Source organism: Streptomyces sp. SAI-135 (assembly GCF_029893805.1).
In the GTDB taxonomy this organism is placed as follows: domain Bacteria; phylum Actinomycetota; class Actinomycetes; order Streptomycetales; family Streptomycetaceae; genus Streptomyces.
Genome location: NZ_JARXYP010000002.1, coordinates 6,043,533 through 6,064,931, shown reverse-complemented (window position 1 = coordinate 6,064,931; position 21,399 = coordinate 6,043,533). Strand labels below are relative to the sequence as shown.

The 21,399-nt window shown below is 69.7% G+C and carries 20 protein-coding genes, 1 pseudogene and 1 riboswitch; of the genes and pseudogenes, 10 read left to right on the top strand and 11 right to left on the bottom strand.

Going from position 1 to position 21,399, the window contains the following annotated elements; all coding sequences use genetic code 11:
• Positions 1 to 186: 186 nt before the first annotated feature.
• The 9 genes and pseudogenes from M2163_RS32105 to M2163_RS32065 all read left to right on the top strand — a co-directional run bounded on the left by M2163_RS32105 (position 187) and on the right by M2163_RS32065 (position 10,194).
• Positions 187 to 951: a GntR family transcriptional regulator gene (locus M2163_RS32105; RefSeq protein ID WP_053847903.1), complete on the top strand. Its 765-nt coding sequence runs from the start codon at positions 187 to 189 to the stop codon at positions 949 to 951.
• 89 nt (positions 952 to 1,040) lie between these two features.
• Entirely contained in the window at positions 1,041 to 3,176 is a 2,136-nt protein-coding gene (locus M2163_RS32100; RefSeq protein WP_280849409.1) for a carbon starvation CstA family protein, read from the top strand.
• Positions 3,151 to 3,348, top strand: a complete 198-nt coding sequence (locus M2163_RS32095; RefSeq protein ID WP_280895710.1) for a YbdD/YjiX family protein — start codon at positions 3,151 to 3,153, stop codon at positions 3,346 to 3,348. The genes M2163_RS32100 and M2163_RS32095 overlap by 26 nt, the downstream gene beginning before the upstream one ends.
• 124 nt (positions 3,349 to 3,472) lie before the next feature.
• Positions 3,473 to 3,724: a DUF3311 domain-containing protein gene (locus M2163_RS32090; RefSeq protein WP_280849410.1), complete on the top strand. Its 252-nt coding sequence runs from the start codon at positions 3,473 to 3,475 to the stop codon at positions 3,722 to 3,724.
• Positions 3,721 to 5,331, top strand: a complete 1,611-nt coding sequence (locus M2163_RS32085) for a sodium:solute symporter family protein (protein ID WP_280849411.1) — start codon at positions 3,721 to 3,723, stop codon at positions 5,329 to 5,331. The genes M2163_RS32090 and M2163_RS32085 overlap by 4 nt, the downstream gene beginning before the upstream one ends.
• Before the next feature lie 130 nt (positions 5,332 to 5,461).
• Positions 5,462 to 5,962, top strand: a complete 501-nt coding sequence (locus M2163_RS32080) for a GNAT family N-acetyltransferase (protein WP_280895709.1) — start codon at positions 5,462 to 5,464, stop codon at positions 5,960 to 5,962.
• Positions 5,963 to 6,039: 77 nt separating this feature from the next.
• Positions 6,040 to 6,122: riboswitch (cobalamin riboswitch) on the top strand.
• Between the two features lie 145 nt (positions 6,123 to 6,267).
• Positions 6,268 to 8,640 carry a ribonucleoside-diphosphate reductase subunit alpha gene (locus M2163_RS32075; protein ID WP_280849413.1) on the top strand — a complete coding sequence of 791 codons (2,373 nt, stop codon included), beginning with the start codon at positions 6,268 to 6,270 and terminating at the stop codon, positions 8,638 to 8,640.
• Positions 8,637 to 9,652: pseudogene (locus M2163_RS32070) on the top strand (ribonucleotide-diphosphate reductase subunit beta). The gene M2163_RS32075 and the pseudogene M2163_RS32070 overlap by 4 nt, the downstream one beginning before the upstream one ends.
• Positions 9,653 to 9,723: 71 nt before the next feature.
• Positions 9,724 to 10,194 carry a hypothetical protein gene (locus tag M2163_RS32065; protein WP_280895708.1) on the top strand — a complete coding sequence of 157 codons (471 nt, stop codon included), beginning with the start codon at positions 9,724 to 9,726 and terminating at the stop codon, positions 10,192 to 10,194.
• On the opposite strand, the gene M2163_RS32060 is transcribed toward M2163_RS32065, so the two are convergent.
• A complete protein-coding gene (locus tag M2163_RS32060) occupies positions 10,187 to 10,963 on the bottom strand; it encodes a hypothetical protein (protein WP_280895707.1) in 777 nt (258 codons plus the stop codon). The two genes, M2163_RS32065 and M2163_RS32060, sit on opposite strands and share 8 nt — an antisense overlap.
• A gap of 26 nt (positions 10,964 to 10,989) precedes the next feature.
• Positions 10,990 to 11,160 (bottom strand): hypothetical protein, encoded by a 171-nt coding sequence (locus M2163_RS32055; RefSeq protein WP_280849417.1) that lies wholly within the window; start codon positions 11,158 to 11,160, stop codon positions 10,990 to 10,992.
• A gap of 92 nt (positions 11,161 to 11,252) precedes the next feature.
• Here M2163_RS32055 and M2163_RS32050 point away from each other — a divergent pair, with 92 nt between their 5' ends.
• Positions 11,253 to 12,218: a helix-turn-helix domain-containing protein gene (locus tag M2163_RS32050; protein ID WP_280849418.1), complete on the top strand. Its 966-nt coding sequence runs from the start codon at positions 11,253 to 11,255 to the stop codon at positions 12,216 to 12,218.
• A gap of 4 nt (positions 12,219 to 12,222) precedes the next feature.
• On the opposite strand, the gene M2163_RS32045 is transcribed toward M2163_RS32050, so the two are convergent.
• The 9 genes from M2163_RS32045 to M2163_RS32005 form a co-directional block, all read right to left on the bottom strand.
• Entirely contained in the window at positions 12,223 to 13,593 is a 1,371-nt protein-coding gene (locus tag M2163_RS32045) for a cytochrome P450 (RefSeq protein WP_280849419.1), read from the bottom strand.
• Positions 13,590 to 14,675 carry an epi-isozizaene synthase gene (cyc1, locus tag M2163_RS32040; RefSeq protein ID WP_280897350.1) on the bottom strand — a complete coding sequence of 362 codons (1,086 nt, stop codon included), beginning with the start codon at positions 14,673 to 14,675 and terminating at the stop codon, positions 13,590 to 13,592. The genes M2163_RS32045 and cyc1 overlap by 4 nt, the downstream gene beginning before the upstream one ends.
• 281 nt (positions 14,676 to 14,956) lie before the next feature.
• Positions 14,957 to 15,607, bottom strand: a complete 651-nt coding sequence (gene def / locus M2163_RS32035) for a peptide deformylase (protein ID WP_280849421.1) — start codon at positions 15,605 to 15,607, stop codon at positions 14,957 to 14,959.
• Between the two features lie 136 nt (positions 15,608 to 15,743).
• Positions 15,744 to 16,724, bottom strand: coding sequence for a hypothetical protein (locus M2163_RS32030; RefSeq protein ID WP_280849422.1), 981 nt, complete (start codon positions 16,722 to 16,724; stop codon positions 15,744 to 15,746).
• A 104-nt stretch (positions 16,725 to 16,828) separates the two neighbouring features.
• The gene (locus tag M2163_RS32025) at positions 16,829 to 18,088 is read right to left on the bottom strand and encodes an HD domain-containing protein (RefSeq protein ID WP_280849423.1); all 1,260 of its coding nucleotides are present in this window, start codon (positions 18,086 to 18,088) and stop codon (positions 16,829 to 16,831) included.
• Positions 18,085 to 19,401 (bottom strand): HD-GYP domain-containing protein, encoded by a 1,317-nt coding sequence (locus M2163_RS32020; RefSeq protein WP_280895706.1) that lies wholly within the window; start codon positions 19,399 to 19,401, stop codon positions 18,085 to 18,087. Before M2163_RS32020 ends, M2163_RS32025 begins: the two co-directional genes overlap by 4 nt.
• Before the next feature lie 110 nt (positions 19,402 to 19,511).
• Complete coding sequence (rsrA, locus tag M2163_RS32015) at positions 19,512 to 19,823, bottom strand: mycothiol system anti-sigma-R factor (protein WP_280849425.1); 312 nt, start codon at positions 19,821 to 19,823, stop codon at positions 19,512 to 19,514.
• The gene (gene sigR, locus M2163_RS32010; RefSeq protein WP_053847920.1) at positions 19,820 to 20,503 is read right to left on the bottom strand and encodes an RNA polymerase sigma factor SigR; all 684 of its coding nucleotides are present in this window, start codon (positions 20,501 to 20,503) and stop codon (positions 19,820 to 19,822) included. The genes rsrA and sigR overlap by 4 nt, the downstream gene beginning before the upstream one ends.
• Before the next feature lie 257 nt (positions 20,504 to 20,760).
• Positions 20,761 to 21,399, bottom strand: a complete 639-nt coding sequence (locus tag M2163_RS32005) for an alpha/beta family hydrolase (protein ID WP_280895705.1) — start codon at positions 21,397 to 21,399, stop codon at positions 20,761 to 20,763.

Below are 21,399 nucleotides of genomic sequence, written 5' to 3'. Positions count from 1 at the left end.
CCCTGACCAGCCGTTATGCGAGCTACATATGCAGGAACCATTAGTAAAGAAGGCAGCGAAAACAGCGGCGGCGGAGTACTCTCGTCCGCTATACCACTCACCTCTGTGGACTAGACCAAAAGAGGTGGCGACGGTATACAGAAGGGATCACGATGTGACCCGCATCCGGAGCCGGGAAGGCAGACCATGAGCAGCGACGTCAGCAGTGCGGAGACCGAGGGCGGGGCAGGCGTCCGTACCGCGCGCGTGCCCAAGTACTACCGCCTGAAGAAGCACCTGCTCGACATGACGGAGACGCAGTCGCCCGGTACGCCGGTACCGCCCGAGCGCACGCTCGCCGCCGAGTTCGACACCTCCCGCACGACCGTGCGCCAGGCGCTTCAGGAACTGGTGGTCGAGGGCCGGCTCGAGCGCATCCAGGGCAAGGGCACCTTCGTCGCCAAGCCGAAGGTCTCGCAGGCGCTGCAACTCACCTCCTACACGGAGGACATGCGCGCCCAGGGTCTCGAACCCACCTCGCAGCTCCTGGACATCGGCTACATCACCGCCGACGACCGGCTCGCCGAGCTCCTCGACATCACCGCCGGCGGCCGGGTGCTGCGCATCGAGCGCCTGCGCATGGCGAACGCCGAGCCGATGGCCATCGAGACGACCCACCTGTCCGCCAAGCGCTTCCCGGCCCTGCGCAGGTCGCTCGTCAAGTACACGTCGCTGTACACGGCCCTGGCCGAGGTCTACGACGTCCATCTCGCCGAGGCCGAGGAGACCATCGAGACCTCGCTGGCCACCCCGCGCGAGGCCGGACTGCTCGGCACCGACGTGGGTCTGCCGATGCTGATGCTGTCCCGGCACTCGTTCGACAAGACCGGCGAACCGGTGGAGTGGGTGCGGTCGGTGTACCGGGGCGACCGGTACAAGTTCGTGGCCCGCCTGAAGCGGCCCGTCGACTAGTGCCTCTTTCGGTACCGCACGCGGTGTAGCGCAAGCAGGCATCCTGCTCTACGGTCCTCCCGACTCCGTCTGGACGGGAGGACCGCCCCGTGCGTACCGCGAACGTCCGAACCATCGTCATCTGGACCCTCGTCGCCCTGGTCGGCGCGACCGGCTGGGCCGTGCTCGCGCTCGCCCGGGGCGAGGACGTCTCCGCCGCCTGGATGGTCGCGGCCGCCCTCGGGTCGTACGCGATCGGCTACCGCTTCTACGCGAAGTTCATCGCCCACAAGGTCCTGAAGGTCGACGGGACCAGGGCCACCCCGGCCGAACGCCTCGACAACGGCATCGACTTCCACCCCACCGACCGCCGGGTCCTGCTCGGCCACCACTTCGCCGCGATCGCCGGCGCGGGACCGCTGGTCGGCCCGGTCCTCGCCGCGCAGATGGGGTATCTGCCCGGCACGATCTGGATCATCGCGGGCGTCATCTTCGCCGGCGCGGTCCAGGACATGGTGGTGCTGTTCTTCTCCACGCGGCGCGACGGCCGTTCGCTCGGGCAGATGGCCCGCGAGGAGATCGGCCCGTTCGGCGGCGCGGCCGCGCTGATCGCCGCCTTCGCCATCATGATCATCCTGCTCGGGGTGCTGGCCCTGGTCATCGTCAACGCCCTCGCGGCCTCACCCTGGGGCACCTTCTCCATCGCGATGACGATCCCGATCGCCCTGCTGATGGGCTTCTACCTGCGCGTCCTGCGCCCCGGCCGGGTCGCCGAGGTCTCCCTCATCGGCGTGGGACTGCTGCTGCTCGCGCTGGTCGCGGGCCGCTGGGTCGCCGAGTCCTCGTGGGCCGCCACCTTCACCCTGGCGCCCTCGACGCTGGTCGTCTGGCTGGTGGCGTACGGCTTCATCGCCTCGATCCTGCCGGTGTGGATGCTCCTGGCTCCCCGCGACTACCTGTCCACCTTCATGAAGATCGGCACGATCGCGCTGCTCGCCCTAGGGGTCGTCATCGCGCTGCCGACGCTGCGGATGGACGCGGTGACGGACTTCGCCTCGCGCGGCGACGGGCCGGTGTTCGCGGGCTCGCTGTTCCCGTTCGTCTTCATCACGATCGCCTGCGGGGCCCTGTCCGGCTTCCACGCCCTGATATCGAGCGGTACGACGCCGAAGATGATCCAGAAGGAGACGCAGGTCCGGATGATCGGCTACGGCTCCATGCTGATGGAGTCGTCGGTCGCGATCATGGCGCTGGTCGCGGCGAGCATCATCGACCCGGGGCTGTACTTCGCGATGAACGCGCCGGCCGGGGTCATCGGCACGACGGTGGACAACGCCTCGCAGGTGGTGACCGGTTGGGGCTACTCCATCTCCCCCGCCGATCTCGCGCAGGCGGCGAAGAACGTCGAGGAGTCGAGCCTGCTCTCGCGCACCGGCGGCGCCCCGACCCTCGCCGTCGGCGTCTCGGAGATCTTCTCCAAGGTGACCGGCGGGAGCCTGAGGGCCTTCTGGTACCACTTCGCGATCATGTTCGAGGCGCTGTTCATCCTGACCGCCCTGGACGCCGGCACACGCGTGGGCCGGTTCATGCTCCAGGACATGCTGGGGAACGTCTACCGGCCGTTCAGGAACATCAGCTGGAAGCCGGGGCTCGTTCTCACCAGCGCGCTCGTCTGCGCCCTGTGGGGCTACTTCCTGTGGGTCGGCGTCCATGAACCCCTCGGCGGGATCAACCAGCTCTTCCCGATCTTCGGCATCTCCAACCAGCTGCTCGCCGCGGTCGCCCTGGCCGTCTGCACCACCCTGCTGGTGAAGTCGGGGCGCCTCAAGTGGGCCTGGATCACCGGGGTCCCGCTCGCCTGGGACGCGACCGTCACGCTCACGGCCAGCTTCCAGAAGGTGTTCTCCAGCGACCCCAAGGTCGGCTTCTTCAAGCAGCGTTCGGTGTTCCAGGACGCCATCGACGACGGCAAGGTGCTGCCGCCCGCCAAGAGCATGGACGACATGCACACCGTGGTCACCAACTCCACGGTCGACGGCATCCTGACGGCCGTGCTCGCCCTGCTGATCGTGGTGGTGATCGCGGACGCGCTGCGGGTCTGCGTCCGCCACGTCCGCCGTCCCGCCCTGTCCACGCTCAGTGAGGCCCCGTACGTCGAGTCGAGGATCGTGGCCCCGGCCGGGCTGGTCCCGACCCGCGCGGAGAAGGAGGAGGCACGTGATGCGGTCGCTCCGACGGGCGTGTAGGGCCGTTCGCTGGTACGTCCGCGAACTGATCGACGAGTCGGCGTACGACCGCTATGTCGCCCATGTGCGCAAGGACCATCCGCAGGCGCCGGTGCCGACCCGGCGGGCGTTCGAGCGGATGAGGACGGCCCGTCAGGAAGGTGACCCCCGCCAGGGCTTCCGCTGCTGTTGATGCCGGTCCCGCTGCTTCACAGAATCGACATACCGATATGCGGACGAGGTCTTCCGCTCACGTGACGCCGTGACCTACATTGCCTGCGCGTTACAGGTGATCAGCAAGGGGACGGAGTCACGGAATGTCGGATGCGCCTGAAGTGAGACCACCGGTGGTGACACCGGTACGGGTGGTCATCGCCCTCTGCCTGCTCGCCCCGTTCGTGGCGATGCTCTGGGTCGGCTCGTACGCCAAGGTCGACCCCGAGTTCATCGGCATCCCGTTCTTCTACTGGTACCAGATGCTGTGGGTGCTGATCTCCACCGCGCTGACCATGGTCGCGTACCAGCTCTGGCGGCGTGACCAGCGCGCCCGTCGCGGAGGTGCCAAGTGAACGACGGCGTCAACGGTGTGGCTCTCACCGTCTTCATCCTCTTCTTCCTGGCCGTCACGGTGATGGGCTTCCTGGCCGCGCGCTGGCGCAAGGCCGAGAACGAGCACAGCCTCGACGAGTGGGGCCTGGGCGGCCGCTCGTTCGGCACCTGGATCACCTGGTTCCTGCTCGGCGGCGACCTCTACACGGCGTACACCTTCGTCGCGGTGCCCGCGGCCATCTACGCGGCGGGCGCGGCCGGCTTCTTCGCGGTGCCGTACACGATCCTGGTGTACCCGCTGATCTTCACGTTCCTGCCCCGCCTGTGGTCGGTCAGCCACAAGCACGGATACGTCACCACCTCGGACTTCGTGCGCGGCCGCTTCGGCTCGAAGGGTCTGTCGCTGGCCGTGGCGGTCACCGGCATCCTCGCGACCATGCCGTACATCGCGCTCCAACTGGTGGGCATCCAGGCGGTCCTGGACGTCATGGGCGTCGGCGGCGGCGAGGACACGAACTGGTTCGTCAAGGACCTCCCGCTGCTGATCGCCTTCGGTGTCCTCGCGGCCTACACGTACTCCTCCGGGCTCAGGGCCCCCGCGCTGATCGCATTCGTGAAGGACACGCTGATCTACATCGTCATCGCGGTGGCGATCATCTACATCCCGATCAAGCTGGGCGGCTTCGACGACGTCTTCGGCGCGGCGAGCGAGAAGTACACGGCGGCCAAGGCGGGCGGCCTTGTCCCGCTGGAGGCGGGCCAATGGACCTACGCCACGCTGGCGTTGGGCTCCGCGCTCGCGCTGTTCATGTACCCGCACTCGATCACCGCGACGCTCTCCTCCCGCAGCCGTGAGGTGATCCGCCGCAACACCACGATCCTGCCGCTGTACTCGCTGATGCTCGGCCTGCTGGCCCTGCTCGGCTTCATGGCGATCGCGGCCGGGGTCAAGGTCACCAACCCGCAGCTGGCCATCCCGCAGCTCTTCGAGGACATGTTCCCGGACTGGTTCGCGGGCGTGGCCTTCGCGGCGATCGGCATCGGAGCCCTGGTCCCCGCGGCCATCATGTCGATCGCGGCCGCGAACCTCTTCACCCGCAACATCTACAAGGACTTCATCAAGCCGCACGCCACTCCCGCCCAGGAGACGAAGGTCTCCAAGCTGGTGTCCCTGCTGGTGAAGGTGGGTGCCCTGGTCTTCGTCCTGACGATGGACAAGACGGTCGCGATCAACTTCCAGCTGCTGGGCGGCATCTGGATCCTGCAGACCTTCCCGGCCCTGGTCGGCGGCCTGTTCACCCGCTGGTTCCACCGCTGGGCGCTGCTCGCCGGCTGGGCGGTCGGCATGGTCTACGGCACGGTCGCCGCGTACGGGGTCGCCTCCCCGACCCAGAAGCACTTCGGCGGCTCGGCCAAGGAGATCCCGGGCATCGGCGAGATCGGCTACATCGGCCTGACGGCGTTCGTGCTCAACGTCCTGGTCACGGTGGTCCTGACCTTCGTCCTGAAGGCCGCCAAGGCCCCGGACGGCATCGACGAGACCAGCCCGGAGGACTACACGGCGGACGCGGGCGACCCGGGGGTCCAGGTAGAACTTCCCCCGGCAACCGCGGGAACCTCGCACTGAGGCTTCCAGGGGCGCGGGGCTGTTTCGATGTGCGGGTCCGCCGCGTGGGCGCGACCAGCCATGACGAACCGGCAGCGGGCCGCCGAGAGCAACCACTCTCGGCGGCCCGCTTTCGTGCACACTCACCTGCATGGACATACTGATCCGCCCCGCCGAACCCACCGACTACGACCCCCTCGGCGACATCACGGCAAGGGCCTACCTGAACGACGGCCTCCTCGCTTTCGGCGACGAGGACGACTGGTACTTCCACGAACTCAAGAACGTGGCCAAGCGGGCGGAATCCTCAGAGGTCCTGGTAGCTACAGGGAACGGCCGGATCCTCGGCGGAGTCACCTACGTCCCCTCCGGCGGCCCCCTGGCCGAACTCGCCCGCCCCGGAGAGGCCGAGATCCGCATGCTCGCCGTAGCCCACGAGGCCCGCGGCCAAGGCGTGGGACAGGCCCTCGTGCGGGCCTGCGTCGACCGCGCGGCAGCCTCGGGCGCGGACCTCGTCCTGTGCACCCAGCCCACCATGCACACCGCGCACCGCCTCTACGAGCGTCTCGGATTCACCCGCGTCCCCGCACGCGACTGGCACCCGATCCCCGGTGACGACTTCACGCTCCTCACCTACAAGTTGACGCTCTGAAGTCACCGCGACACAACATATGGGGCTGCTTCCAGCACCCGGCACAAGATGTATGCTCATGCTCGCTGTCGCCGCAGGGGAATCCGGTGCGAATCCGGAACTGTCCCGCAACGGTGTACTCATGCGTGCATCAGCGCACATGAGCGTCAGTCCGAGGACCTGCCGACAGTACGCCCGTGCCACACCGGCCCGGGTGTCATGACGTCCGGGCCTCGTGGAGTGGGCCGGTGGACGCGACGCCGTGCGCGCTCGTGCTGCCCCCTGCCCTCCCCCAGGCCCCCGTGCCCAGCGAGGGAGAGCCCCACGTGACCATCGCGCCGGCCGATCCGGCTTCAGCGACCACCCCCGTGGACGAGGACGGTCCCGGAACCGCCCTGCTGCGGACCCTGACCGAGCTGACCGCCGACCTCCCCGACGCCGACCCCGGCCGGGTCGCCGCCGCCGCCCTGCGGGGCCGCTCGGCGCGCGGGACCTCCGCGGAGATGATCGCGGAGTTGCGCGAGCTGGCCACCGAGGCGGCGGCCGGCCTCATCTCCGAGGACCCCGCGTACAGCAGGCTGGCAGCCCGGCTGCTGACCGTCTCCATCGCGGCCGAGGCCGCCTCTCAGGGCGTCACCTCGTTCACCGGCTCGGTCGCCGTCGGCCACCGCGAGGGCCTCGTCGCCGACCGGACCGCCGAGTTCGTGCGGGTCCACGCCGAGCGGCTGGACGCACTGGTGGACACCGGGGCCGACGACCGCTTCGGCTACTTCGGCCTGCGCACCCTGCACAGCCGCTACCTCCTGCGGCACCCGATCACCCGCAAGGTCATCGAGACGCCCCAGCACTTCATGCTCCGGGTGGCGGCCGGCCTCGCCGAGGACGACACGGTCCACGCCCTGGAGGAGGTCGCCGCGCTCTACCGGCTCATGAGCCGCCTGGACTACCTCCCCTCCTCCCCCACCCTGTTCAACTCCGGTACCCGGCACCCCCAGATGTCGTCCTGCTACCTCCTGGACTCCCCGAAGGACGAGCTCGACTCCATCTACGACCGCTACCACCAGGTCGCCCGGCTCTCCAAGCACGCCGGTGGCATCGGCATCGCGTACTCCCGCATCCGCAGCCGCGGTTCGCTGATCCGCGGCACCAACGGGCACTCCAACGGCATCGTCCCGTTCCTGAAGACGCTGGACGCGAGTGTCGCCGCCGTGAACCAGGGCGGCCGGCGCAAGGGCGCCGCCGCCGTCTACCTGGAGACCTGGCACTCCGACATCGAGGAGTTCCTGGAGCTCAGGGACAACACCGGTGAGGACGCCCGCCGTACGCACAACCTGAACCTCGCGCACTGGATCCCGGACGAGTTCATGCGCCGGGTCAACGCGGACGCCCAGTGGTCCCTCTTCTCTCCCGCCGACGTGCCCGAGCTGGTCGACCTGTGGGGCGAGGAGTTCGACGCGGCCTACCGCGCGGCCGAACACAAGGGGCTCGCGAAGAAGACCATTCCGGCCCGTGACCTCTACGGCCGCATGATGCGCACCCTCGCGCAGACCGGCAACGGCTGGATGACCTTCAAGGACGCCGCCAACCGCACGGCCAACCAGACGGCACTGCCCGGGCACACGGTCCACTCCTCCAACCTCTGCACGGAGATCCTGGAGGTCACGGACGACGGGGAGACGGCGGTCTGCAACCTGGGGTCGGTGAACCTCGGGGCGTTCGTCGACACGACGACCGGTGACATCGACTGGGAGCGGCTGGACGCCACCGTCCGCACCGCCGTGACCTTCCTCGACCGGGTCGTGGACATCAACTTCTACCCGACCGAGCAGGCCGGCCGGTCCAACGCCAGGTGGCGGCCGGTCGGTCTCGGCGCCATGGGCCTCCAGGACGTCTTCTTCAAGCTGCGGCTGCCCTTCGACTCGCCCGAGGCCCAGCGGCTCTCCACCCGGATCGCCGAGCGCATCATGCTCGCCGCCTACGAGGCCTCCACCGACCTCGCCGAGCGCAACGGCCCGCTGCCGGCCTGGGAGAAGACCCGTACCGCGCAAGGCGTGCTGCACCCGGACCACTACGCCACCGACCTCGCCTGGCCCGAGCGCTGGGCGGCGCTGCGCGAGCGGATGGCCACCACGGGCCTGCGCAACAGCCTCCTGCTCGCCATCGCGCCCACCGCCACCATCGCCTCGATCGCCGGGGTGTACGAGTGCATCGAGCCGCAGGTCTCCAACCTGTTCAAGCGCGAGACGCTGTCCGGGGAGTTCCTCCAGGTCAACTCCTACCTGGTGAACGACCTCAAGGCTCTCGGCGTCTGGGACGCCCGCACCCGTGAGGCGCTGCGCGAAGCGAACGGCTCGGTGCAGGGCTTCGCATGGATCCCCGAGGACGTACGGGCGCTGTACCGGACGGCGTGGGAGATCCCGCAGCGCTCTCTGATCGACATGGCGGCGGCGCGGACCCCGTTCCTCGACCAGTCGCAGTCCCTGAACCTCTTCCTGGAGACGCCGACCATCGGCAAGCTCTCCTCGATGTACGCGTACGCCTGGAAGTCCGGGCTGAAGACGACGTACTACCTGCGCTCGCGCCCGGCGACGAGGATCGCCCGCGCGGCCCAGGCGACTGTCCCCGTACAGCAGGTGCCCTCGGAAGAAGCCGTGGCCTGCTCCCTGGAGAACCCCGAGTCCTGCGAGGCCTGCCAGTGATGTCCACCACCCAGAACCTGCTCGACCCCGGCTTCGAGCTGACGCTCCGGCCGATGCGCTACCCGGACTTCTACGAGCGCTACCGGGACGCCATCAAGAACACCTGGACCGTCGAGGAGGTCGACCTCCACTCGGACGTCGCCGACCTGGCGAAGCTGACGCCGGAGGAGCAGCACCTGATCGGCCGCCTGGTGGCGTTCTTCGCGACGGGCGACTCGATCGTGGCGAACAACCTGGTGCTGACCCTGTACAAGCACATCAACTCCCCGGAGGCGCGCCTGTACTTGAGCCGCCAGCTCTTCGAGGAAGCGGTCCACGTCCAGTTCTACCTGACGCTTCTCGACACCTACCTCCCCGACCCGGAGGACCGGACGGCGGCCTTCGCGGCGGTCGAGAACATCCCGTCCATCCGCGAGAAGGCGGAGTTCTGCTTCAAGTGGATCAACGAGGTCGAGAAGCTGGACCGTCTGGAGTCCCGGGCGGACCGCCGCCGCTTCCTCCTCAACCTCATCTGCTTCGCCGCGTGCATCGAGGGCCTGTTCTTCTACGGCGCCTTCGCCTACGTCTACTGGTTCCGCAGCCGGGGCCTGCTGCACGGCCTCGCCACCGGCACCAACTGGGTGTTCCGCGACGAGACCATGCACATGTCCTTCGCCTTCGACGTGGTCGACACCGTCCGCAAGGAGGAGCCGGAGCTCTTCGACGACCAACTCCAGCAGCAGGTCACGGACATGATGCGGGAGGCGGTGGAGGCGGAGCTGCAGTTCGGCCGCGACCTGTGCGGTGACGGTCTGCGCCGGGCATGAACACCGACTCGATGCGGCAGTACCTGGAATGCGTCGCCGACCAGCGCCTGACGCGCCTCGGGTTCGCCCCGGTGTACGGCTCCGAGAACCCCTTCTCCTTCATGGAGCTCCAGGGCGTCCAGGAACTGACGAACTTCTTCGAGCGGCGGCCGTCCGCGTACCAGGTCGCCGTGGAGGGCACGGTCGACCTGGACGAGGACTTCTGACGGGTTCGCTTCACAAGCGGGTGGATCCGGGTACGCGGGTGGCACGTCTCATCAGCGAGGAGGCCACCCCCATGCGCCCTACGACCCACCGCACCGCCCTCGCCCTCGCGGCACTGACCCTGCTGCTCGCGGGGTGCGGGACCGAGGCCGGCAGCGAAGGGGGCGGCGGCAGCGACTCCGCGTCGCCGTCGCCGCCCCCCTCCGCGTCCGCGTCCCCGTCGTCCTCGTGCACGACGGTCACGGGCGACCTCGACGCCACCGACAGCGGCGACACCGTGTGCCTGGCTGTCGGTGACACGGTCCGGATCTCCCTGGACGGGACCAAGGACCGTCCGTGGCAGCCGGTCGGCGTCAAGGGCAGCGGCCTCGAGGCGACCAACAGCGGCATCGTGCTGCTGCCCGGTGACGCGAGCGCCGCGTACAAGGCGGTCTCGGCGGGCACGGTACGCCTGAGTTCCTCCCGCCCCCTGTGCGCCACCGAGACCGGCAAGGTCTCCTGCAAGGGCATTCAGGAGTGGTGGGTCACCGTGGAGGTCACCTGAGTGCGACCGCGTCCCCGGCGGACACCTTCAGCGAGGTCGTCGTGGTGCCGGGGAAGTACCAGCGCCAGCTGCCCGCCGCCGTGGCGGTCACCTTGGTGCTGAGCCGGCCCACGTTGTCCGTCGTCACGGTCTTGACCGTGCTGTAGTGGGCGGCACCGGTCGCGCGGAACTGAAGCCTGACCGACTGGCCCGGGTAGCCGTGGTACTTCAGGTCCTCCCAGTTGGCCCGGGAGAGCTTGCCCTTGACGGTGAGCCGGTCACCCTTGGCGACGGGTTCGGGGGCCGCGTCCGTGGTGAGCTGTGCGGCCCGCTTGACCTTGTACTCGGCGATGTGGTCCGAGATCCAGTAGTCGCCGTCGTTCGCCTTGACGGTGGCGTTGACCTGCCAGACACCGGCGACCTTGTTGCTGTCGATGTCGTCGCTGTCGGCGATCCAGCCGGGGTCGACCGTCATCGTGCCCGTACACACAGAGGTGGTCGCGCTCCTCCGTACACAGGACGAGTCGCCGTCCCAGGTGATGAAGCCGTAGCCGTTGGACCTGTTGAACGTGCTGAGATCGGTGATCTTCTTGACGCCCGAGTCGTCCTTGACGGTGATCGCGATCGGGTACCTGACGGTCTTCGCCGTACCGATGATGACGTTGCCGCCCTTGTTGACCACGGTCTTGGTGACCCTGATGTCGCCCTCGCCCTCGGCATGGGCCCCGGTGGCCGTGAGCAGGGCCAGGGCTGCCGCCCCGCCTGCCACGGCCCACAGTCTGTGTCTCATGTTCCTCCCCTGTTGATCAGGAGAGACTAGACCGTCCGGGTGACCCCGTGGGCGGTCCGGTACTCGCGCGCCTTCCTGATCTGTCGGTCGACGCGCTTGTCGTGGACGATTCCGATCACCGACGGGAGGATCAGGAGGACGAAGATGGCGAAAACAGTCAGCATGGCGATCAGTCCTTCTGTCTGCGCTGAAGTCATGTCACTACTGTCGCGCCGCAGACTCCTTACAAACAGTGGCAGGACTGCCGCACACCCTCGATTTACTGCCAGCCTTGGGGCACACTGGCAGCATGCTGACGAACGTGGCCGCCGTCGTCCTGGACGGCGTGAACCCCTTCGAACTCGGTGTCGTCTGCGAGGTGTTCGGGACCGACCGCAGCGACGACGGGCTGCCCGTGTACGACTTCGCGGTCGCCTCGGCCGAGGGGCCCACCCTCACCTCGCGCTCGGGCTTCTCCCTGCACGTCGAGCACGGTCTGGAGCGGCTGGAGTCGGCCGACCTGATCGCGGTTCCGGCCGGTGCCCACTACGAGACACGGGAGTTCCCGCCCGAGCTGCTGGCGGCCCTGCGGCGCGGGGTCGAGCGCGGCGCCCGGGTGCTCAGCGTCTGCTCCGGCGTCTTCGTGCTGGCCGCCGCCGGACTGCTCGACGGCCGCCGCTCGGCCGTGCACTGGAAGCACGTGGACGAGCTGACCCGGGCGTATCCCCGGCTGACCGTCGAGCCGGACGTCCTCTACGTCGACGCGGACCCGGTGATCACCTCCGCGGGCACCGCCGCCGGCATCGACGCCTGTCTGCACATCGTGCGCAAGGAGCAGGGCCCCGAGGTCGCCAACAAGATCGCCCGCCGGATGGTCGTACCCCCGCACCGGGACGGCGGACAGGCCCAGTACATCGAGCGGCCGCTGCCCGCGTCGAAGTGCGACACCGTGGGCGAGGTGCTGGTGTGGATGGAGCGGCACCTCGACGAGGACGTCACCGTCGAGCAGCTCGCCGAGCGCGCGCTGATGTCCCCGCGGACCTTCGCCCGCCGCTTCCAGCAGGAGACGGGGACGACCCCCTACCGCTGGATCCTGCGCCAGCGCGTCCTGCTGGCCCAGCGGCTGCTGGAGGCGACGGACGAGACGGTGGACGCGATCGCGGGCCGAACGGGGTTCGGCACCGCGGCCGCGCTGCGCCACCAGTTCCTGCGGGCGGTCGGCACCACTCCGAACGCCTACCGGCGCACTTTCCAGGGCCCGGAGGCGGCCGCCTGACCCGTCACCGGAGCATGGGCCTCACCAGGAGCCGGTTCGGCCGCAGGGTGATGCCCGGCCGGGGGGTGTCGTCGGAGCCGGCCACCTGCTCGAAGCGGTACTTCCGGGCCAGCGCCGCCGTGAGCAGCGTCAGCTGGGCCATCGAGAAGTGGTCGCTCGGGCACTTCCGGTTGCCGGTGCTGAACGGGCTCATGGCGTGTTTCGGAACCGACTTGGCCCGCTCGGGACTCCAGCGCAGCGGGTCGAACACCGCGCTGTCGTCGAAGGACTTCGCATCGCGCTGGATGGCGTACGGACTGTAGACGATGTCGGATCCGGCCGGAATGCGATAGCCACCGAGTTCGGTGTCCCGTACCGCCCGTCGCGTCAATATCCATACCGCGGGCCACAAACGCATGGTCTCGACCACCACATAGTTCGTGTACCTGAGTGACCGTACGTCCTCGAATGCCACAGGACGGCCACCGGTGACCGATTCGACTTCCGCGCACACCTTGTCCGCGTGTTCCGGATGTTCGGCGAGCACCTGAAGCAGCCACATGATCGTGGACGCGACGGTTTCGCCGCCCGGGGTGAGTATCGCGACGACCTGGTCGTGGATCTCCTGTTCCCCGATGGGGTCGCCATTCGCGTCCTTCGCCGCCAGCAATGCCGTCAGCAAATCGTCCGGCTTTTGACCGGATGCCCGTCGTTCGGCGACGATCTCGTCGACCACGAGATGCAGATCGGCCAACGCGCGGTTGAATGCGAGGTTGGCCGGCAGCGGCAGCTTGTACAGCGGCCCCGCGGGTATCACCATCCGCCGGTACATCCCCCGGAAGACGGTCGTGAGCGCGACGCACAGCCGCTCGGCACGCTCGTCCATGTAGTCGCCGCGCAGCAGGCAGCGCGCCGCGATGCGCACGGCCACCCGGAAGGACTCCAGGGTGGCGTCGACCGTCTCGCCGGGCTGCCAGCGCTCGGCCAGCGCCTGCGCCTCCTCCTCCATCACCGGCCCGTACGCGGGTATCGCGTCGAGCCGGAACGCTGGCTGGATGGTGCGCCGTTGACGCCGGTGCTGCGGGCCGTTCGCGGTGGCCACGCCCTCCTTGCCGACCAGCCCCTCCAGGGACTCCCACAGCGGCCCGGCGATGATGAAGTCGGGGTTGAGGGCCACGGCTCCGGTCAGTTCCGGGGTGGTGGGCGCGTACACCGTCTTGGGGCCGAGCCGGAGGCGGACGACATCGCCGTGCCGCCGCAGCCCGGACAGGAAGCTGAGCGGATCACGGGCCAGACGCAGGCCGTGGCCGAGGAGGGGGACGCCCCCGCCGGCGAGCGGCGGCTCACCCGACCCGGGAGCCACCGCGGCTTCGGTTTTCACGGATTCGACGGTCATTTCTCACCTGCCGCTTCGTTGTTGACGTACGGGGGCGTGGACCGGTCGTCCCAGCTGTCGACCATGTAACGGCCGGACTCGTGGTGGAACCAGTAGACGGTGCTGAACCAGTTGCGCATATTGCGGACACAGGCCCGGACGGCGGCCTTAAGTTCCTTTCCGCGCACGGTGCCGTCGTCGAGGCCGTCGGCGAGACGGTAAGCGTCGGACTCGGCCACGAGGAATGCGTCCACGCATTTCTCGATGAGCCTTCGCATTTCCCGGATCGCCTCTTCGAGGGTCAGCCCCTGGTGTTTGATGAGACTGATGCCGAGATTGTGGACCTCATCGCCCGCGATTTCCTTGGGCAGCGAACAGAGGTCGTTGTACCAGGCGGCGAATTCCTGGCTCAGCAGGGCCGCCCGCCCGTACGCCGGGTTTTTCCTTATCCTGTCCGGGAGTTCACACCCCGCGCTGAGCTCCAGGAGGTCCGTCCAGATCCAGTGCGCGAAGGTGAGTCGGCGCAGTGCCAGGTATTCCTCGACCGTGGGAATGGTTCCCCGGGTGCGATTGCGGAATTCCCGGTCGTAGGCTTCGATCACGTCGTGGAAGTGCCCGGCGAACCGGGTGTTCCAGGTCTGCGGCAGGAACGAGTACAGCCGCACCATGCAGTCGGCGAACGCGGCGACCAGCGGATCCTCGTGGTGCAGATGCTCCCGCGGGGAGTCCAGCGCCGCGTGCAACCGGAACCTCAGCCGCCGCCACGCGCCCGGACGGTGGTGGACGATGTCCCGGTCGTGCCGGTCGTCCCAGACGAAGAACCACGCGCTGTAGTCCGCTATCGCCTGGAGGACCTCGTCGGGTGCGCCGAGGTAGTACCCCGCCATGAGGTCCGTGTAGCACAGTCCGTCGGCATATTCCGCAACCTTGGCCGCCGGCATGAGCCGCTTTTCCAGAAGCCAGGTACGGGTCTTCTCCTGGAGCCTGGGCCAATACGGGTGCAGTTGCCTGGGAAACGCTGCCTCGATCACCGGGAGAGAGAGCGACGGTGGAACCGCGATCGCCGTCGGCGTCGATGTGGTGCTGTGTGGGAAAGCAGGCACGAACAAACCCCTTCCAGCCGCCAGTTGGCGCACGCCCTTGCCGCCGAACCTGGCGTGCGCCGTTGCGTATCCCCGCACTTCCCATTCAGCACCACAACTGACCATTCTGGGAACGGATTTGCTTCATTCACTACCCTGCGATGTCGCGATTCTCCCCATGTGTGACCTGAACCGGATCACTATGTGAGCGCATCCGATCGAACGTGCGACGCACATGCGAACGGCGCCTGTTCGGGGAGTGGTTCCTGAACAGGCGCCGTGCGGGCGGGGACCGAGGGACGTCAGTCGTTGGCGACCACGGGGTAACGGGGCTCGTTCTCGGCCATCTGCCGCAGCGCGTCCTTGCGTTCGCGCTTGGAGAGCCGGTCGATGTAGAGGTAGCCGTAGAGGTGGTCGGTCTCGTGCTGCAGACACCGGGCGAAGTAGCCGGTGCCGCGGACCTTGATCGGGTTGCCCTTCTCGTCCTGCCCGGTGACCTCGGCGTAGTCGGGGCGGGCGAGCGGGGCGTACGCGGTGGGCACGGACAGGCAGCCCTCGTTGCTGTCGTCGAGCCGGCGCCGGTCGGCGGGCAGGTCCACGAGCTTCGGGTTGCAGACGACACCCACGTGCCGCCGGCCCTCGTCGTCCTGGCAGTCGTACACGAAGACCTTGAGGTCGACGCCGATCTGGTTGGCGGCGAGGCCGACGCCCTCGGCGGTGCGCTGGCTGGCGAACATGTCCGCGACCAGCTGGTCGAGCTCCTCACCGAACTCGGTGACGTCCTTGCACTCCTTGTGCAGCACGGGGTTCCCGACGACGGTGATGGGCCGCGAGGTGCCGCGCTCACGCCAGGCGTTCTCCCGCTCCTCGGTCTCCTCGGTGTCGATGACGAACCCCTCGTCGTCGACGGGGAGCACACCCGCGTGCTGCTGATCGGTGTCCTGCTGGGCCATGACCTACGGATCGCCTTCCTCAAAACAAGAACAGGGGGTAGCTGCGCATACAGGGTACGGGGAGCTTGCTTTTTGCTTTTGGGGGCGCGGGGAACTGCGCGCCAAGCCCCCACCGGGCCCGCACCCGGCCAACGACCTAGCAGACCTCTTCCAAGTCCCGCCAATCACGAGAATCCGGACTGTCCGCAACCCACCCGTCCAACAACCCCCGAACCAGCGAAGCCGGCGCGGCCACCCCGCACTCCCGCTCCGGCACCCACAGCTGCCCGTCCGTACGGTGCCCCAGCGGCCCGGGGTGCCCCGGCTCACTGTGATCGTGCGGGTCGAGATGCTCCCCGTCGCCCTCGTCGGACGGCATCCGCGACTCGGAACACATCCGGCACAGCAGCCGCACCGAGGAGGACCAGTCCTCCGCCGCGAACCCGGCGTCGGCGGCCAGCTGCTCCAGCGCGTCCCGGTCGGCCTCGGTGGCGGCCTCCAGCAGCACCACCCACGTCGGCACCGGCGAGGGCGCCCACAGCTCGATCTCGTCGAAGACGGGGTAGGCGTGGCCCGACGCGGTCGTCCGCTCTCCGTGCGGCACCCCGTCGTGCAGCACGACCTCGCCCCAGCGCCGCCCCGAGGACGGCAGCGGGATGGACAGCACCTCGATGCGGGCGGGGTCCAGCCGCCGCCCCCAGACCACCTCGGCCTCGCCCTCGGGAGACAGCCGTACGGCCGCGCTGCCGAGGTCCATCCCGAGCGGTTCACCGGAAGCCGTGGCGCCCCCCGCCACCCGCAGCCCGTAGGCCTGCCAGGCCCGCCGGGCCAGCGGCCAGTCCTGGAGCGCGGTCGCGGCGATGCCGACGTTCCACCAGTCGGGGGCCCCGGCCTCCCGGTCGAGCAGTGCCACGGCACGCAGTCCCGCGGCCCGCGCCTGCTCCCAGTCGTGCCGGAACTTGTGCAGCAGGGCGAGGTTGAACCAGGACTCGGACAGCCACGGCTCCAGGTCCGCGGCACGTGTCAGCAGCGCGCCCGCGTCCTCGTACCGACCGTCGCCGATCAGCGTGAACGCGCGGTCCGTGGCCTGCCGCCAGGAGGCGGAGGGCCGGTGCCGTCCCTTGCCGAAGATCCTCACGATTCCCGCCTGCCGGTTCCGTCGAGTGGGCTGGCTGTGCCCCCGGACACCCTCTCTCCCGCATCCAACCACGTGTGCTTGGAAGGGCGCTCATTACCCATGGGTTACCCCGTCGCGGGCGAGGTCAGACAGTCTCTCGACAGCACCCGGGCCAGCGCCTCCACGACCTCCGGAGCGTAGTCCCCCGCGGTGCCCAGGCGCAGCTCCTCGAGCGCGGTCAGCGGCCCGCCGGGTCCGGCGTCCCGTGCCTTCTCCTCGTAGGCGTTCACGGCCCGCACGATCCGGGCGGCCAGCGGCTGCTCCCGGCAGGGGTCGGCCTGCCGCTCCACGACCACGGCAACGGCCGCGTCGACGCCCGTCTGCCGTACGACGGCCCCGCCGAGGAGCGCGATGCGGCGCTGCTCGGCGAGCGGCAGGGCGGCGGTGGCGCCCGCGGGGACCGGGTCGACGAGGCTGAGCTGACCGATGTCGTGCATGAGGGCGGCGTACTCCAGGACGGTGAGCTCGGGCCGGGACAACCCCAGGTCGCGCCCCACCTCCCGGCTGAGCGCGGCGACCCTGCGGGCGTGCCCGGCCGGTGTGTACCCGGCGATCTCGGTGGCGCGGGCCAGGGAGGCGATGGTCTGCCGGTAGGTGGAGCGGACGGCGGCGTACCGGCGGACGGAGAGCTGGGTGAGCAGCAGCGGCACCGAGAAGACGGGCAGCGCCCACAGGCCCGCGACGGCGACCGCGAGCGCCATGACGGCCCCGGTGGCGACGACGGCGGACCCGATGCCGAGCAGGGCCCGCAGCTCGTCCCGGAGCAGCGGGCCGAAGGGCCAGCGGGTGCGGGAGTGCGCCAGGGCGGCCGCGAGCACGGCGTCGCACAGCGCGGTCAGCGAGAGCAGGGCGAGCAGGAGCAGGGCGTAGGCGGGGCCGCTCCACCGGGTGAACGTCCCCTGGTTGTACAGGGGCTGGAAGCACACGGCGGCGAACCCGACGGTGAGCACGCGGCGGCAGAGCTGGTCGGCGGTGGGGCCCTGCCCGCGCCCGACGTGCGGCACGCTGCCGACGAGGGAGGCGGCGAGGACGACGGTGACGACCTGGGCGACGCCGTGGTGCGTGGGAACGCCGGCGTTCTCGCCGAGCAGGGCGTACGACAGCGCCCCGGCGGCACCGAGCGGCGCGGCCTCCCTGACGTGGGGGCCGCTGCGCCGGTTGAGCTCACCGACGGTGATCAGCACTCCGAAGGCGAGGGCGGTGCCGCGCTCCTCGAGACCGGTCCACAGGACGAAGCCGAGGGAGCCGAGGGCGAGGAGGGCGGCGCAGCCGTGGACGGGGGCGAGCAGCGGCGGAGGCCGGCGGGGCGACCCGGGCGCGCTCACCGGCGCGCTCCCGGCCGTCCCGGGACGGCCGGCCGGGGACGCGGCACACCGGCCCCGTCCGGTTCGTCGGCCGTGACCGCCGGATGCCAGCCGTGCCGGGCCAGCGCGCGGACCAGGGCCGTCACCATGCGGGGGTCGAACTGGCTGCCGGCGCACCGCTCCAGCTCCTCGAGCGCGGCGCCTACGGGCCGGGCCCGCCGGTAGGAGCGGGTGGAGGTCATCGCGTCGAAGGCGTCGGCCACGGCCACCACCCGTGCCGATTCCGGGATCTGACCGCCCACCAGTCCGTACGGGTACCCGCTGCCGTCCAGCCGCTCGTGATGGTGCAGGACGGCGGCCCGGGCCTCGCCGAGGAAGGAGATGCCCCGGACCATCTCGTGCCCGTACTCGGGATGCAGCTCGATGATCCGCCGCTCCTCGGGGGTCAGCGGCCCGTCCTTCCTGAGCAGCCGGGTCGGCACCCCGAGCTTGCCCACGTCGTGCAGGATCCCCGCGAACCGCAGCACCTCGGTACGGGCGTCGTCCATGCCGAGCTCCCGCGCGATCATCATCGACGCCTGTCCGACGCGCTCGCTGTGCCCGCGCGTGTACTCGTCCTTGATGTCGACGGCCTGCACCAGTGCCCGGATGGTGGCCTGGTGGGCGGCCCGCTCCCGGTGGTACTGGGCGAACACCCACCAGGACACGCACATCGGCAGCAGCACGAGCAGGGCGGCGACCGGACCGTAGGGGCTGCGCCACAGCACGGCCATCATCAGCCCGGCCAGTCCGTGCACGGCGACGGGGGCGAGGGAGCGGAGGAACAGCCCGCGCCAGGCCCGCCGTACGGGGATCCGGTCGGCGAGCGCCAGGATCCCCCCGTCCAGCGTGCTCAGCACCAGGCAGAAGACGAGCACAGCGATCCCCGCCGGGAGGAGCGCGTACGGGAAGTCGGAGGCCTCGACCGCGTCCCGGCCGCCGGTCGCCCCGTGCACCCGCGCGGCCGCCCACACGCTCACCACGAGCTGTGCGGCCCGCCAGATCCGGCGCAGTCCCCGCGGCCTCCGCTCGACCGGGGACAGCAGCGCCCCCGGCAGGGCCACGAGGGCGGCTGCCGGGGGCGGCAGCAGAAAGGCGCCGGCGAGCAGGACGGGACAGAAGGTGCCGGTGAACCGCCACCGGGCGGTGGCCCGCTCGCAGCCCGCGTACAGCGCGGCGAGCAGCGCGAGCGCCCACGCGTGGGGGCGGACGGCCGGCAGCGGCAGCAGACAGAGCAGTGCGGCTGCGGCGACACAGGCGACGTACGCACGCGCGCGTGCCGGTACCGCCTCCATGTCGCCCCTCCAGCCCCAGTCCGCACAGCTGCCAGGAGCCTAGGGCGGTGAGGGGAGGCGGCGCGGGGTGATCACCTGCCGATTAGCACGTTCGAGTGAACGACGGCGGCTCAGGACTCCTGCGGAGTCGCCGGCGAGGCCGTCACGTCGTGCTCCGGCACGGCCTGTCCCGAGCGGATCAGGTCGAGCCGCCCCAGGACCTTGGCGCGCAGGTCCGTGGGCACGTCGTCGTGACCGCAGCACCGCTTGACGAGCTTCTTCACGGCCTCTTCGAGACCGTACTTCTCCAGGCACGGCGAGCACTCGTTGAAGTGCTGCTTGAACTTGGCGCGATCGACGTCCGGCATCTCGCTGTCGAGGAACTCGTAGAGATGATCGAGTACCTCACTGCAGTCCGTCTCGTGCGGCTCTCCGCAGCTCATGAGCCCGAGCCTTTCGCTTCGTTCGACTCCCCGGCACCGGCCGGGACGAGCCCGCGCTCGCGCGCGTAGTCCTCCAACATGCCGCGCAGTTGACGGCGGCCGCGGTGCAGGCGGGACATCACCGTACCGATGGGTGTCCCCATGATGTCCGCGATCTCCTTGTACGCAAAGCCCTCTACGTCAGCGAGGTAGACGGCGATACGGAATTCCTCGGGGATCGCCTGCAGCGCTTCCTTCACGTCCGAGTCGGGCAGGTGGTCGAGCGCCTGCGACTCGGCGGAGCGCAGCCCGGTCGACATGTGCGACTCGGCTCGCGCGAGCTGCCAGTCCTCGATCTCCTCGGCCGCGGAGCGCTGGGGTTCGCGCTGCTTCTTGCGGTACGAGTTGATGAACGTGTTGGTGAGGATCCGGTACAGCCACGCCTTGAGGTTGGTCCCCTCACGGAACTGGTGGAAGGACGCGTACGCCTTCGCGTACGTCTCCTGCACCAGGTCTTCGGCGTCGGCCGGGTTGCGCGTCATGCGCAGGGCGGCCGAGTACATCTGGTCGAGGAATTCGAGCGCGTCCCGCTCGAAGCGCGCGGTGCGCTCCGCGGTCGACTCCGTGCTCGCGCCCTGGCCCTCGGGCAGCTCCGCCTGGCCGTTGTCGGTCCCTGCGTCGATCCCAGTGACCGGACCCACCTCCTCAAGATTCCGGGCAGCAACGAAACCGGTGCCACCGGAATTGGAGGATAGACGACTACCCGTCCCGGCCGCCCCTCGAATCGGGGTGGTCTTGGCCGCATGCAGCACCGTCCAGTCCAGGTCAGCGCGGCTGCTGCGGCTCGGGCAGAAGGTCGAACCCATGCGGCGGACTTCCTCTCCTACGACGGTCTGCGCTGTTCCTCAGCGCTTCTGTCCGCCTCAACAGAGGTTCGCGGCTCAGCATTCCCGGGGTTTCACCCCAGTGACCCGGTCCACTTCACGACCGCGTCCGTGATGACCGTCACGGCCTCGTCCTGGGTGATCGCCGCCCGTTTCGGCACGGCGAAGCCGTGATCGCCGTGGGGCACCTCGACCAGTTCGAAGGGACCGTGCGGGAACTCCTCCGGCTTCCCGAAGGGGTCGTTGCCGCCCTGGACGACCAGGGTGGGCACCCCGGATCCGAGCAGTTCCCCGGCGCGCGACTTCTCCGGCCTGCCCGGCGGGTGCAGCGGGAAGCTCAGGGCGAGGACCGCTGCGGCGCCCAGCTCCACGGCGGTACGGCAGGCGACCCGGGCGCCCGCGCTGCGCCCGCCGGAGATCACCGGCAGGCCGGGGCGGGCGAGGGCGGGCCACAGTCCCCGCCATCCCGCGTCCAGGGTCTTCGGGGCCGGCGCGAGCTTCTTGCCGGCCACCCGCCAGGGCTGCTCGACCAGCGCCACGCTCACCCCGTGACCGGGGAGGGCCCCGGCGAGTGCCTGGAGGTCCCGCGCCTCGATCCCGCCGCCGGCGCCGTGGCTGACGGCCAGCACGAGCCGTGCCCTCTTCGCCGGGTGCCAGGTGATGCGGGCGTCCCCGGCCTCGGTGCCGATGATCTCGGAGGTCTCTTTGGTCAC

Excerpts from the sequence above, each read along its gene's own strand:
- M2163_RS32105 (WP_053847903.1), top strand. The coding sequence starts at position 187 with ATGAGCAGCGACGTCAGCAGTGCGGAGACCGAGGGCGGGGCAGGCGTC.
- M2163_RS32095 (WP_280895710.1), top strand. The coding sequence starts at position 3,151 with ATGCGGTCGCTCCGACGGGCGTGTAGGGCCGTTCGCTGGTACGTCCGC.
- M2163_RS32090 (WP_280849410.1), top strand. The coding sequence starts at position 3,473 with ATGTCGGATGCGCCTGAAGTGAGACCACCGGTGGTGACACCGGTACGG.
- M2163_RS32080 (WP_280895709.1), top strand. The coding sequence starts at position 5,462 with ATGGACATACTGATCCGCCCCGCCGAACCCACCGACTACGACCCCCTC.
- M2163_RS32065 (WP_280895708.1), top strand. The coding sequence starts at position 9,724 with ATGCGCCCTACGACCCACCGCACCGCCCTCGCCCTCGCGGCACTGACC.
- M2163_RS32060 (WP_280895707.1), bottom strand. The coding sequence starts at position 10,963 with ATGAGACACAGACTGTGGGCCGTGGCAGGCGGGGCGGCAGCCCTGGCC.
- M2163_RS32055 (WP_280849417.1), bottom strand. The coding sequence starts at position 11,160 with ATGACTTCAGCGCAGACAGAAGGACTGATCGCCATGCTGACTGTTTTC.
- M2163_RS32050 (WP_280849418.1), top strand. The coding sequence starts at position 11,253 with ATGCTGACGAACGTGGCCGCCGTCGTCCTGGACGGCGTGAACCCCTTC.
- M2163_RS32045 (WP_280849419.1), bottom strand. The coding sequence starts at position 13,593 with ATGACCGTCGAATCCGTGAAAACCGAAGCCGCGGTGGCTCCCGGGTCG.
- def (WP_280849421.1), bottom strand. The coding sequence starts at position 15,607 with ATGGCCCAGCAGGACACCGATCAGCAGCACGCGGGTGTGCTCCCCGTC.
- M2163_RS32020 (WP_280895706.1), bottom strand. The coding sequence starts at position 19,401 with ATGGAGGCGGTACCGGCACGCGCGCGTGCGTACGTCGCCTGTGTCGCC.
- rsrA (WP_280849425.1), bottom strand. The coding sequence starts at position 19,823 with ATGAGCTGCGGAGAGCCGCACGAGACGGACTGCAGTGAGGTACTCGAT.